We start from the raw sequence: 11,942 nt of genomic DNA, 5'->3' as shown, positions 1-11,942 counted from the left end.
GTAAAAAAGAAAGTCCCGTTTTTGACGGGACTTTTCTTTTTTTATACGGTTTGTGTTTTTTATCTGATACTTATACCAGCTCCAACTGTGAATACATTGTATTTCTGAATAGAATAATCGGCATGTAGTGTAAGGATCAATACCTTTATTCTTGCTCCGACAGTTACTCTAGCAGAGCTCCCTCCATCAAATGAAAGGTCAATAGGATCTTGAATTGTTTCAGTATTAACTCCATCAGAATAAACGAAATCACCATTTACTTTGAATGAACTGCTAGCTATGTTATATCCAAATCCAACGTATGGAGTTAGAATGGCAATTTTTTTAGATGCTAGTAATTGAACTGTAGTCGAAGAGGCTTTGAATTCAGCTGTTCCATCAGCAGAGTACGTATATCCGTTATTATCCGTGCTGGTCGTGTTAATGTCATATTCTGCATTCAAACTAGTGTAACCTACGAAAGCAGCGATATCAATTGGAACTAATTTCAGACCCGGAATCCACTGTTTAACATCATGTAGAATACCCACACCGAACATGTCGAATTTTAAGTCATCAGCATCTATTGATGGTACATATCTGATTTTTAGGTCTGTGTTCTTAATAAGGCCTATCCCTACTTGAACTGTTGGTACAGGAAAACCTGATAACGGGAAATCATCTGTATCAATTCCTTCTGCAGCGGCAAATTCATCTGATTGATTAGAAAATACGATTGATCCAATTTGTGCATCGCCTCTAACAACCAATGTCTCACCGTTTGTTGGACCACCAACCACCGTAGGTAAATCGGCTGTAGTACCACTTGCTAACTGAAGGTTACTAAAGTCTTCATTTCTGAATGTCCAAATTTTATCATCGTCTGGAATATTCGCAAGATTAGCAGAAACAGTAATGTCAAAACCAAGAAGCTTGTGAGGCTTTGCAGTGTTATACCATCCACTTCCAAGTCCATTATTGAATGAAAGCATGATTGGATTGATATAGTTTTCGAGATATCTCTCAGCGTCTTCAGGACCCGCTCTGAATACTTCGTCAAAGTCTTGAGCTTTCGCTGAATATCCAAGAGTAAAAAAGGCTACTAGAGCTAGCGTTAAAATTTTAGTAGTAGTTTTTTTCATAATCATTTGTTTTGGTTCTGATGATTTAAAGGCAAATCGTGATTGTTATACCGCAATTAACCAAGATTTCTGGAGATTTTAAGTTCATCTCTAGGGGTATTTTATCTCATTAGTCGAAAAAATTGGTTCCTTTATAAAGATGAGTTAATTTCGTATTTAAGAATTATTCCTAAATGGAAATTATTAATCATGTTAAAGATCGGTTAAGCAACGCTGGATTGAAGGCTACGCATCCGCGAATTGTGGTTTTAAAAGAGCTTACGGAATCTCAGGATCATCCATCTGCAGAAAGTATCTATGAGATTATAAAAAGGGATAATCCATCCATTTCATTAGGAAGTGTCTATCGTATTCTGGATGTTTTAGTCGATGCAGGGCTTATTCAGCGTGTCTTGGTAAGGTCTGGATCGAAACGTTACGACGCGAATATGAATCCTCACGGACATCTTTATTGTCTTAAAACTGATCGAATTCAAGACTTTTATGATGAAGAGCTATATGAGCTAATAAATGATTTCTTTAAAAAGAAGAGAATAAAGAATTTCAAGATCAATGAAATCAAACTTCGTGTCAATGGAGAACTCATCGACCCAGAAGGAGATATAACTATTACTTAATTATTAATAAACACTTAAAAACAAACGAACAGAATGTCATTAGTAGGAAAAAAAGCACCTATCGTAAATGCACCTGCAGTAATCAACGGTGAGGAGATTGTAGAAAATTTTTCACTAGATCAGTACATCGGAAATAAAGAAGTAATATTTTTCTTTTATCCAAAGGATTTCACTTTTGTGTGTCCTACAGAAATTCATGCTTTTCAAGAGAAGTTGGATGAGTTTGAGAAAAGAGGAGTAGCTGTTGTTGGGGTATCATGTGATACGGAAGAGACACACTTAGCTTGGTTGATGACTGATAAGGATAAAGGTGGAATTTCAGGTGTGACATATCCATTGGTCGCGGATTCTTCGAAAACAATTGCTTCAAATTTTGGAGTATTGGCAGGAGATTGGTCATATGACGAAGAAGGTAATTTAGGATTCGAAGGTGCACCGGTTGCATTCAGAGGTACTTTCTACATTGATAAAGATGGAATCGTGAGACATGAAACAATCAATGATCTTCCGCTAGGAAGAAATATTGACGAAATGTTAAGAATAGTTGACGCATGGCAACACGTTCAAGCTCATGGAGAAGTTTGTCCTGCAAACTGGGAAGAAGGTAAAACTGCAATGAGCGCTACGAGAGATGGAGTTGCAGAGTATCTTTCAAACAACTAATCTTTAAATAGATATATATATTAGGCTGATCACGATGTGGTCAGCCTTTTTTATTTAATAAATATGCAATTCCTTACTTTGCGTGTAAAGAGAATAATAAGTTGAAAGCATTAGTAGTTAAGTCAACGGGATTGTGGTATGAGGTCTTGGCAGGAGAGGAGCGTTTAGTAACTCGGCTAAGAGGAAAGTTTAAGCTGGAGGATAAAAAATTGACCAATCCCATCGCGGTGGGAGACTGGGTAGAAGTTGTGCCAAATGAGCAAGTAGATGGTGAATGGGTAATCAATAAGATTTACGATAGAGAAAACTATGTAATAAGGGAAAGCCCGCGAAAAAAAGGCCATGATCATTTAATTGCAAGCAATATTGATCAAGGTGTACTGGTAGTAACATTAAAAAGACCACGAACTTCTCTGGGTTTTGTTGATAGGTTTCTCATTACATTAGAAAGCTTTCGAATACCGGGAATAATCTTAGTTAATAAAGAAGACCTTTATAACGATAAGGATATTATAAAGTATCACGAGTTGAAGGAGCTCTATACGAGCATAGGATATCAAGTGGAACTGTGTCAATTTGATTCTGGTATTTCAAAGTCAGTACAAGAGTTGTTCAAGGGTAAAAAGAGTCTCCTTTCAGGACACAGTGGTGCGGGTAAATCAACATTAATAAATCAGATAGTTCCAAGTGCTAATCAAGAGGTCAATGAAATTTCTGATTTTGCAAATAAAGGAGTGCATACTACAACTTTCGCTGAGCTTTTCTACCTCTTAGATGGAGAATCAGCAATAATTGATACACCTGGTATCAAAGAGTTGAGCTTGTCTGAAATCGAAGAAGATGAATTATCTCACTATTTTCCAGAAATGCGAAAATTTTTAGGGCAATGCAAATTTCACAATTGCTTGCATGAGAATGAACCAGGATGCGCAGTGAAGGATGCAATTGGTAAGGAGGTGTCGTTAAAAAGATATGAAAGTTATTTGTCTATTCTAAGAGTAGATGATAGCAGGAGGTAGTAATTAAATTTCTATGTCATCGTTAAGATGCTTGTTAGTTAGACGATAAGATGGTGGTGCTTTTATACTATTAACTTTCGATGTTGTTAAGTTTGGATAACTTTTTGATTACACTAATTATAAAAAATATAGAGGATGAGATTAGCTAGAAATATTATACTCCTAAGCTTATTTGGCATATCAACAGTACTTGTTTCGTGCGAGTTTTTTGAGGATGCTACAAATCCACTTACTGAGAGTGAGATAATTCAGGGATTAAAAGAAGCTCTTAGCATAGGACTAGATAATTCAGTTACCAGTGCTTCAGGTGTTGATGGATATCTTCAAAATGAGGTAATTAAAATACTGCTGCCTGATGAAGTTAAAGATCTACAAAATAAAATTGAGACTGAGAGTATTGCTGGAGTAGTTCCTCTGTCTGTAATATATGATGCCTATATAGCCGTTGAAAATGATGGAAATGATCTCTTTGAGGAACTCATCACAGCAATGAATAGGGGTGCTGAAAATGCAGCTGATAAAGCATTGCCAATTTTTGGGGATGCAATAACGACAATGAGTATAGATGATGCTAGAGGAATATTAGATGGCAATAACACTGCAGCCACTGATTACTTCTACAATGAGACCAACACAGAATTATTTGAAGCTTTCAATCCTGACGTGAAAACAGCACTTGATGGAACCGGCGCCATTGAAATCTATACGGATGTTGTAGGGTTTTTAAATTATGAATATGATCCAACAGGATTGGGGCTAACTTCTGTAAGTCCGAGCGATGTGCTTGATGTGAATTTACCTGCAAATATTGATGAATACGCTACTAATAAAGCCATAGATGGCCTTTTTCATTTGGTAGGAGAGGAAGAGCAAAAGATAAGAGCTGACCCTTTTGCTTGGGGTAGTTCCATCATTGAGAGAGTTTTTGGTGGTAACTAAGAGATGAAATCTTACTAGAGCCGGGTGACCGGCTTTATTTTTTTATATCAATACTACATTTAGGAGATTTATTGAAACTTTTTATATTTGAATACGAATACTACATTTAGGAAATTGATCTTATGAAAAAATATCAACTAGGAGAATTTGAAGAAATAGTGCTGCTTACAGTAGGAGTACTTTTTGATGAGGCATATGGTGTTGCTATCAAAGAGGAGATAGAAAGTCGATTAAAAAGAAAGGTAAGTGTAGGGGCATTACAATCTGCATTGAGGAGAATGGAAAAGAAAGGATACCTTGATAGTAGGCAGGGAGATGGAGGTGAAAAGAGGGGAGGAAAACCTAAACGGTTTTTTACAATTACTGCATATGGTAAAGAGGCACTAAAGTACTCCCAGGATGTTAGAACTCAACTTTGGAATGCCATCCCTGAGGTGGCTCTTGATCTCAAAATAAATTACTAGGACTAAATTTTTGAAAATGAAAAGCACATTAAAATCAATCGCTGCAATCACCTTGACTGTACTATCCGTCAATTTTGCTACTGCTCAAAAAAATGATGAGGTAAGCTTTAATAATATTGACTTGAAGGAAGTGAGAAAGACTTTTGTCAATGAGCTATTGAATGACGGACTAATTGAAAGAAAGAAGGATGATATTCATCTTGAACTTAGGTCAAATACGACAGTACTCAATGATATTACATTAACAGAAAGTTACCATCAAAAATATGGAGACCTCGCCATGCAATTCAAAATAGACAGAGGGTCATATAGGGTTATTTACATTACCAAACAATGTACTGCTGTGGGGGATCTATTAGATAACTCCTTTAGTGGAAAAATGCATGGCAAAATGAGCTTAGATGAGCTAACAGTATCAATTCGATAGCATGATTAAAAGGTTAGCCGATAGGCTTTTTAAGTGGTTTTGTCATCCAGACTTTTACCCCGATATCAAAGGGGATTTAGAAGAGCTATATAACGATCACCTCGAAGCAGGTAGTCGATTCACACAGTTCAGATATTTTCTGGATGTCATGTTACTTTTTCGCTTATCGCTTCTGAGACCAATACTCAAAAACTCACTAATAAAGGACACAGGAATGTTTAGAAATTATTTTAAAGTAAGCATACGAAATCTTGCAAGACACAAGATGTTCACTGCAATAAATATCATAGGATTGGCAATTGGACTAGCCAGCTTTCTATTGATGTACGAATACATAAAGTTTGAAAGAAGTTATGATTCTTTCCATACGGACTCAGATAAGATTTACAGGGTCTCATATGTGCGAGTTCAAAATGGAGTAGATGCGGATAAAGATGCAATGGCATCAAGGGTATCAGCAAAGATGTTGAACGATGGCCTCCCAGAGATCGCTTTGCATACAGCGTCTAAGAAATTTGATTTCATGCTGATAAAGAACGGAGAGTCATCATTTCGAGAAACTAAGGTTATTTCTGCAGATCCCAATTTCTTGAAAATCTTTGATTACCCAATTATCGAGGGTGATTTAGAGACCATGCTTTCTGAGCCATTATCGATTGTATTGACAGAAAGCAGAGCCAAGGTGTATTTTGGGGATAGCGATCCGATCGGTAAAACCTTAGAAGTTGTTTCACCTTATACGGCGTCACTTAAAGTGACTGGTGTCCTAAGAGATATTCCAGATAATACTCACTATTCATTTGATATGCTAGTTTCGGATAAGACGCTGGCGGAAGGACAAGATTATGATTCTTGGAACTGGAACAATTATTATGTCTACCTAAAGTCGGATAGATATATTGATTTAGCAGATTTAGAAGTCAAGGCGAATGATATTGTTAACGAACATATCAACGATTTAGATGGAGATGAGGATTGGAGAAAAGATGGCACGCGGCTAGATATCAATCCAGTACAAGATATTTATCTAAAGTCTGATTTCTCATATGAACCACAAATCTATGGAAGTGAGAAGGCTGTAAACTTTTTGATCATTATATCAATCTTCATTCTTGTAATTGCATGGGTTAACTACATAAATCTGTCTACTGCAAGAGCAGTAGAACGAGCGAAAGAAGTAGGCTTAAGAAAAGTGATTGGAGCTTTCAGAAAGCAACTAATCATACAATTCTTATGTGAAGCTTTCTTAGTGAATTTAATTGGAGGTGTAATCGCACTTATGCTGGCAGAGTTATCTCTACCATTTTTCAATCAGTTGGTGGGTAAAGAGGTAACGGTTCGTGTCATAGATCAATTGCCATTTTTAGCATCAATTGGCTTATTCGTTTTGATTGGAACTTTTGCTTCTGGATTTTATCCTGCACTGGTTCTATCTGATTTTAAACCGATAAGTGTGCTGAAGGGAAAGTTTCAAAATTCAAAAAAAGGAGTTACGCTGCGGAAAGGGCTAGTTATTGTTCAGTTTGCTGCATCTCTAACTCTAATTGCATCTACCTTCATCATATATGAACAAGTAAATTACATGCAGGGAAAGGATATCGGAATTTCCATAGATCAGGTAGTTAATGTCACAGTGCCCGAGTCTGATGCAGAGTCTCAAGAGGAATATGATGCAGATCAAAACAAACTCATTGCTTTCAAGAAAGCACTCGCAAATCACTCTGCCATTGAATCAGTAGGGGGAGCTTCAAATTTGCCAGGTGGAGAATTAGCTGATATTAATTCTACTACGACAGTAGTCAGATTCACGGATGATATAGAGCCGACAGAAGGTACAACTTATATCCAGTACAACGATGAAGGATTTTTGGATGCAGTAGACATGGAGTTAATCGCGGGAAGAAACTTTAGCGAGAGTAGAAAATCAGACTCTGTAGCTATTATGGCTAATGAGGCATTTATGAGAAAGATGAATGTGGCAGATTATGAATCTGCGATAGGTAAGAAATTGTACTTTGGAACTAAAGAGACCAATCGACGATATACCCTGGTAGGAATTGTAAAAGACTTTAATCGTACCACACTGAAAGAACAGGTTGAGCCAAGTCTTTATTTTCCATGGTTTGAAGCAGACGATCTAGTGATTGAACTGAGTGCAAATAACTATCAGGATGGCCTTGACCATGTAAGAAGTACATGGGAGTCATTTTATGCTGATGCACCTTTCAACTATGCATTTATAGATGAGCGTTTTGCTGCTCTTTATGATCAAGATAGAAGTTTCGGAGACACTTTTATGACTTTCGCCATTCTAGCTGTGTTCATTGCGATTCTGGGACTCTATGGATTAGCATCATTTATGTCTATCCAAAAATCTAAAGAAATTGGTGTTCGAAAAGTACTAGGCGCAACAGAGAATCAAATAATAATCTTATTCTTTAAAGACTTCATAACTCTTGTTGGCATAGCATCCTTAGCAGGATTCCCGCTGATTTATTTTCTAATGAATGGATGGCTAGATAATTACGCATATAGAATTGATTTTCCATGGATGCTTTTAGTGCTCTCTTTGATAGTGGTACTTGTATTTTCATTATTCACTGTGGGCTATCAGACAGCTAAAGTCGCCAAGCTTGACCCTGCTAAAACATTAAAATATGAATAGCCTATTTCTTAAGGCATTCACGATTTGCCTAGGTTTTCTTGTTGTAAATATTGCGTCATCTCAGCCTAATAAACCGGTTGAAACGTTTGAGGCTTGCTGGAATTTATTCAATGATAGTTATGCTTCTTTTGAGGAAAAGAATATTGACTGGGATAAAACCTATGATGAATTTAGGCCACAAGTAACTAGTACAACCACTGATAAAGAGCTTTTCATTGTTCTAACTAATATGCTTAAGCCACTAGGTGATGCGCATGTGAACCTAATTGCTTCCAATATCGATACCGCTTTTAGCGCTGATAGGCATTCTAGCGTCTTGGATATACTGCGCAGCTGGAAGGGAGAAAGCGACCATATATTGAAGCTATGAATAGTAGCACGCTTTACAAACATGGGTTTGATCAGATTAAAAAGATAGGGCCAAGCTTTAGAGAAGATACTTTATTTAGTTATTCGCGGAATGATAAGACGGGCTATCTAAGGTTCTTTAGATCATTTAGTAAACTATCTAATATGGCTAACTCAACTGTGGATGAACAGCTTGACGAAATATTCAATTACTTTGAAGGTATTGAATCTATCATTATTGATGTAAGATTCAACATGGGTGGTGATGATGCTTTTTCTCAAAAAGTAGCAGGTAGGTTCGTAAGTGAAAAGATGGTTGGCTTTAAAAAGCAAACGAGGAAGAAAAAAGTATTTGGAACCATCAAAGAAAAATATATCACTCCGAAGGGTGAATCTCCCTTTTTAAAGCCGGTGGTATTACTCACAAATGATCAAACTTTCAGTGCAGCAGATGTCCTTGCACTAATGATGGGATCTTTACCGAATGCAACACTAATTGGTGAACCGTCTAATGGATCATATTCTGATTTGTTTGGAAGAAGGCTTCCTAATCGTTGGAAAGTAACATTAAGTAATCAGCGTTACTATTCTACAGATATGAAAAATTATGAAGGAGTAGGTACTCCAGTAGATATTGAAGTGAAAAATTCACTTGAGGATTTCAATAGTAAAAATGATAGTGTCCTGCTGGCAGCACTGCGATTTTTAAGTGAACAACCTAGCGACTAAATCAATTTTAGAAATCGAGGGATCAAATGAATATTACCTTGTTTTAAGCATTGTTTGATTTCGTAAAAACATCTTTTTCTGAGAGCTAAATCTTCCTTTTTGGTACGATTTAGCTCTTTTATTTTCTGACATACGCGTAGGGTGCATATTTGATGCTTAGACAAATACTTAAACTGCTGTTCAGATAATGATCCACTTACTTTTCTTTTAGTTACTAATACTTCATTAGTAAATGCATAGTGCCAGTTTCTCGATGAGCGAATCCAAAAATCAAAATCTTCATAGCTAAGCGATTCGTCATAGCCATTCAACTCTTCAAGTACTTCTCTCTTTATCATCATTCCCGGGGGTGATATAAAATAGCTTTGGATCAAATCGATGTAAATATCACCCTCAGGCACATGCTCAATCAGCTGAAGGTCTGAATCTCTAAGATAATGAGTGCCTAATTCAACACCATTTTCATCAATATTCATTACATCACTGAAAGTGACTCCAGCATCTGAATTGAGGAAGGTGTTGATTCCCTTCAATACGCGTTCTGGATCTAGGTAATCATCAGTAGCAAGATCAATAATGAATTTTCCATGAGAAGCAGAGAACCCCTTATTGAAGGCTGCGCAATTACCTAAAGGAGAAGGATTATCAATGAAATGAATGGGTTTATCCTTGACCAGTGCCTTAATCATTTCTTTGCTTCCATCCGTACTTCCATCATCAACAATTATAATCTCTATTTCGGGATAGGTTTGATTCAAAACAGATTGAATCGATTCCCTTAGAAAAGAGAGATGATTGTGACAAATACAGATGACCGAAACCAATGGTAATTGATTCATTCTGGTAATTTCACATCTCAGAACATTTTTACCAATTAAATTCGGGGGAATGAATCTTTTTATCGTTCCATCGTGGTATCCTTCGGGATCAAATCCTTCATATGGCATTTTTGTGAAGGAACAAATTGCCATGATGGCAAAGGAGCGACCGTCTTGGAAAATCGGCGTAAGTACGTGGGGGCAAGGAGATGAGTCTAAGTTGATTTGGGTAAAAGATCATTTACATAACATTAAAAAAATAGCCGACCATGGCAGCGACGTAGCTAAAGTTGTAAATGCAAATGGTTTTAAGGAATATTATCAACCTGCACTCAGTTGGACAAAGAAATTTAAAAGGGGAAACATTCAAGAGATAATTAGAAGTAATGAGCTTAACTACCAGGCTTTTGCTCTTGAAAATGGGAAGCCAGATCTGATCATGGTACAAGCTTGCTATCCTGGAGTTTTAATAGCTGACTATTTATCCGAGAAGTATAATATCCCAACACATCTTCACATTCGTCTAGGCGGTAAGATGTTTGAAAACATGCTTTCTGAACTAGGCCAAATGAGAACTAAAGTGCTCTCCGCAATTTCAAGGTCTAACCTCATTACAGTTACAAGTAAATTTCATCAAGTTGAGATCAATAAATGGGTTGCCCAATCATCAACATTGTACAATCCAGTAGATCGAGATTTTTTTAGGATTGATAAAACCTCGAAGGGTGATTATGCGGTTGCCATCGGAAGGTTGGAGGATGAAAAAGGGTTTGAGAGATTAATTGATGCTTTGGTTTTAGTGCCAGACCTTAATCTTAAGATTGTTGGTAAGGGTTCGCTTGAAAAGAAGTTGATAAATAAAGTGGAAGCATTGAATCTATCTAGCAGAGTAAATTTTTATGGGGAATCCAATAGAACTGATGTAAGAAGGTTTATTCAAAATTCTAAATTCCTGATTCTACCAAGTAGTTATGAAACCTTCGGCAATGTGATTTTAGAAGCGATGGCGTGTGGTAAACCTGTTGTGGCAACAAAATGTGGAGGACCTCAAGAGATTATAAATACGGCTATTGGCTATTTAGCAGAGATGGACACAGAAGATCTTGCACAAAAGATTCAACAGATGATCGATTCATTAAATCAATTTGATCCTGATCAAATCAGGAAAGAATCAGAACGATTTTCATCTGAGGTTTGGATTAACTCACTTGAAAAATTAATTACAACTCTTTGACAAATGTTGTCTTAAGAGTTTCAGTAGCTCCCATTCTATTTTTAAACATTCTTAGTGTCTCTTGAGGAGAGCCTTGATATGAGGACACTCCTAAATCAAATTTCTTGAATCCTTCTTTTAAATAATGATCTACCATGCCAGAAATCAACAAAACCATGGGGCTCTTATCTCTAAACATTGGACTAGTTGCTGGCAAGTAATAGTAGGCTACATCTCTGTTAACTTTAACGCAAATGCACAGTGCAGAAATCCGGTCTCCTCTGAAGACTCCGAAGCAGTCGTATGAATCTGGTAATTTTTCTGTTAAAGTTTTGAGTTTATCCCAAGCAATGTTGATTTGAAGTCCTTGTGCTTGCCTGCATATCGATAAAAATTGATGCGCCACTTCAAATTCATCTTTCCCCATCAATCGAAACTCAAATCCTTCATTTCGAAGCGTTTCCAACTTTCTTTTTTGCATATTGTGAATGGTACTTTCCCACTCAGGCTTTAATTCAATATGCTGGTTAATGTCTTGATAAACCTCACTAAAAGATGCGTTTTTAATCCAATCTTCCTGGACCATGGATGAATAAATATTTGAGGGATGATGAATGATCATGCTACCAACCTTTTTTTTATTCAGTTCCTTAGAAATAGACTCGATAAAGGCTTCAAAATTATTTTCATCTCCGTTTCGATGAATAAAAGACCCAAAGGGACTCATTGGTATACTAATTGCATTTTCTTGAGTTATATCAAAGGGGATAAAGAAGTCCTCATTTGAATATGCGACAAACTGAGAGTAAGCTTGGGTCTGAAAATATTCTTTTTGAAAGTATGCTAAAGGCAGGTTGCCTTCAATATTTTCTGTAGAGAAATGTTTAACTGTAGCCATGGAATGCAAAATTAAAACTCA

Annotated in this window: 13 protein-coding genes; 10 read left to right on the top strand and 3 right to left on the bottom strand. The window is 36.7% G+C overall.

What is annotated here, in order from left to right; all coding sequences use genetic code 11:
- Positions 1-59: 59 nt before the first annotated feature.
- The gene (locus ACY650_RS02885) at positions 60-1,121 is read right to left on the bottom strand and encodes a DUF6588 family protein (protein WP_462251551.1); all 1,062 of its coding nucleotides are present in this window, start codon (positions 1,119-1,121) and stop codon (positions 60-62) included.
- Positions 1,122-1,294: 173 nt separating this feature from the next.
- On the opposite strand from ACY650_RS02885, the gene ACY650_RS02880 reads away from it, so the two are divergent.
- From ACY650_RS02880 to ACY650_RS02840, 9 genes are all read left to right on the top strand, one after another.
- Entirely contained in the window at positions 1,295-1,738 is a 444-nt protein-coding gene (locus ACY650_RS02880) for a Fur family transcriptional regulator (RefSeq protein ID WP_462251549.1), read from the top strand.
- 33 nt (positions 1,739-1,771) lie between these two features.
- Positions 1,772-2,401, top strand: coding sequence for a peroxiredoxin (locus tag ACY650_RS02875; RefSeq protein ID WP_462251547.1), 630 nt, complete (start codon positions 1,772-1,774; stop codon positions 2,399-2,401).
- A 101-nt stretch (positions 2,402-2,502) separates the two neighbouring features.
- Positions 2,503-3,420, top strand: coding sequence for a ribosome small subunit-dependent GTPase A (gene rsgA / locus ACY650_RS02870; protein ID WP_462251545.1), 918 nt, complete (start codon positions 2,503-2,505; stop codon positions 3,418-3,420).
- 135 nt (positions 3,421-3,555) lie between these two features.
- The gene (locus ACY650_RS02865; RefSeq protein WP_462251543.1) at positions 3,556-4,359 is read left to right on the top strand and encodes a DUF4197 domain-containing protein; all 804 of its coding nucleotides are present in this window, start codon (positions 3,556-3,558) and stop codon (positions 4,357-4,359) included.
- A 122-nt stretch (positions 4,360-4,481) separates the two neighbouring features.
- Positions 4,482-4,823 (top strand): PadR family transcriptional regulator, encoded by a 342-nt coding sequence (locus ACY650_RS02860; protein ID WP_462251541.1) that lies wholly within the window; start codon positions 4,482-4,484, stop codon positions 4,821-4,823.
- A gap of 16 nt (positions 4,824-4,839) precedes the next feature.
- On the top strand, positions 4,840-5,250 hold the full coding sequence (locus ACY650_RS02855) for a hypothetical protein (protein WP_462251539.1): 411 nt from the start codon (positions 4,840-4,842) through the stop codon (positions 5,248-5,250).
- A gap of 1 nt (position 5,251) precedes the next feature.
- Entirely contained in the window at positions 5,252-7,915 is a 2,664-nt protein-coding gene (locus ACY650_RS02850) for an ABC transporter permease (protein WP_462251537.1), read from the top strand.
- Positions 7,908-8,285, top strand: coding sequence for a hypothetical protein (locus ACY650_RS02845; RefSeq protein WP_462251535.1), 378 nt, complete (start codon positions 7,908-7,910; stop codon positions 8,283-8,285). Before ACY650_RS02850 ends, ACY650_RS02845 begins: the two co-directional genes overlap by 8 nt.
- The gene (locus tag ACY650_RS02840) at positions 8,282-8,992 is read left to right on the top strand and encodes a S41 family peptidase (RefSeq protein ID WP_462251533.1); all 711 of its coding nucleotides are present in this window, start codon (positions 8,282-8,284) and stop codon (positions 8,990-8,992) included. Before ACY650_RS02845 ends, ACY650_RS02840 begins: the two co-directional genes overlap by 4 nt.
- Here the strand turns inward: ACY650_RS02840 and ACY650_RS02835 are convergent.
- Positions 8,989-9,831 carry a glycosyltransferase gene (locus ACY650_RS02835; protein WP_462251531.1) on the bottom strand — a complete coding sequence of 281 codons (843 nt, stop codon included), beginning with the start codon at positions 9,829-9,831 and terminating at the stop codon, positions 8,989-8,991. The genes ACY650_RS02840 and ACY650_RS02835 overlap by 4 nt on opposite strands.
- Positions 9,832-9,880: 49 nt before the next feature.
- Between ACY650_RS02835 and ACY650_RS02830 the strand changes: the two genes are divergently transcribed.
- The gene (locus ACY650_RS02830) at positions 9,881-11,044 is read left to right on the top strand and encodes a glycosyltransferase (protein WP_462251529.1); all 1,164 of its coding nucleotides are present in this window, start codon (positions 9,881-9,883) and stop codon (positions 11,042-11,044) included.
- On the opposite strand, the gene ACY650_RS02825 is transcribed toward ACY650_RS02830, so the two are convergent.
- On the bottom strand, positions 11,031-11,921 hold the full coding sequence (locus ACY650_RS02825; protein WP_462251527.1) for a GNAT family N-acetyltransferase: 891 nt from the start codon (positions 11,919-11,921) through the stop codon (positions 11,031-11,033). The genes ACY650_RS02830 and ACY650_RS02825 overlap by 14 nt on opposite strands.
- Positions 11,922-11,942 lie beyond the last annotated feature (21 nt).

Origin of the sequence: Ekhidna sp., from assembly GCF_963691765.1 — a bacterium.
In the GTDB taxonomy this organism is placed as follows: Bacteria; Bacteroidota; Bacteroidia; order Cytophagales; family Cyclobacteriaceae; genus Ekhidna.
Note: the sequence above shows the minus strand (reverse complement) of the source record. Positions and strands in the feature narration are given on the sequence as shown.

Coding starts and splice junctions, on each gene's coding strand:
- ACY650_RS02885 (WP_462251551.1), bottom strand. CDS start 1,121: ATGAAAAAAACTACTACTAAAATTTTAACGCTAGCTCTAGTAGCCTTT.
- ACY650_RS02880 (WP_462251549.1), top strand. CDS start 1,295: ATGGAAATTATTAATCATGTTAAAGATCGGTTAAGCAACGCTGGATTG.
- ACY650_RS02875 (WP_462251547.1), top strand. CDS start 1,772: ATGTCATTAGTAGGAAAAAAAGCACCTATCGTAAATGCACCTGCAGTA.
- ACY650_RS02865 (WP_462251543.1), top strand. CDS start 3,556: ATGAGATTAGCTAGAAATATTATACTCCTAAGCTTATTTGGCATATCA.
- ACY650_RS02860 (WP_462251541.1), top strand. CDS start 4,482: ATGAAAAAATATCAACTAGGAGAATTTGAAGAAATAGTGCTGCTTACA.
- ACY650_RS02855 (WP_462251539.1), top strand. CDS start 4,840: ATGAAAAGCACATTAAAATCAATCGCTGCAATCACCTTGACTGTACTA.
- ACY650_RS02850 (WP_462251537.1), top strand. CDS start 5,252: ATGATTAAAAGGTTAGCCGATAGGCTTTTTAAGTGGTTTTGTCATCCA.
- ACY650_RS02845 (WP_462251535.1), top strand. CDS start 7,908: ATGAATAGCCTATTTCTTAAGGCATTCACGATTTGCCTAGGTTTTCTT.
- ACY650_RS02840 (WP_462251533.1), top strand. CDS start 8,282: ATGAATAGTAGCACGCTTTACAAACATGGGTTTGATCAGATTAAAAAG.
- ACY650_RS02835 (WP_462251531.1), bottom strand. CDS start 9,831: ATGAATCAATTACCATTGGTTTCGGTCATCTGTATTTGTCACAATCAT.
- ACY650_RS02830 (WP_462251529.1), top strand. CDS start 9,881: ATGAATCTTTTTATCGTTCCATCGTGGTATCCTTCGGGATCAAATCCT.
- ACY650_RS02825 (WP_462251527.1), bottom strand. CDS start 11,921: ATGGCTACAGTTAAACATTTCTCTACAGAAAATATTGAAGGCAACCTG.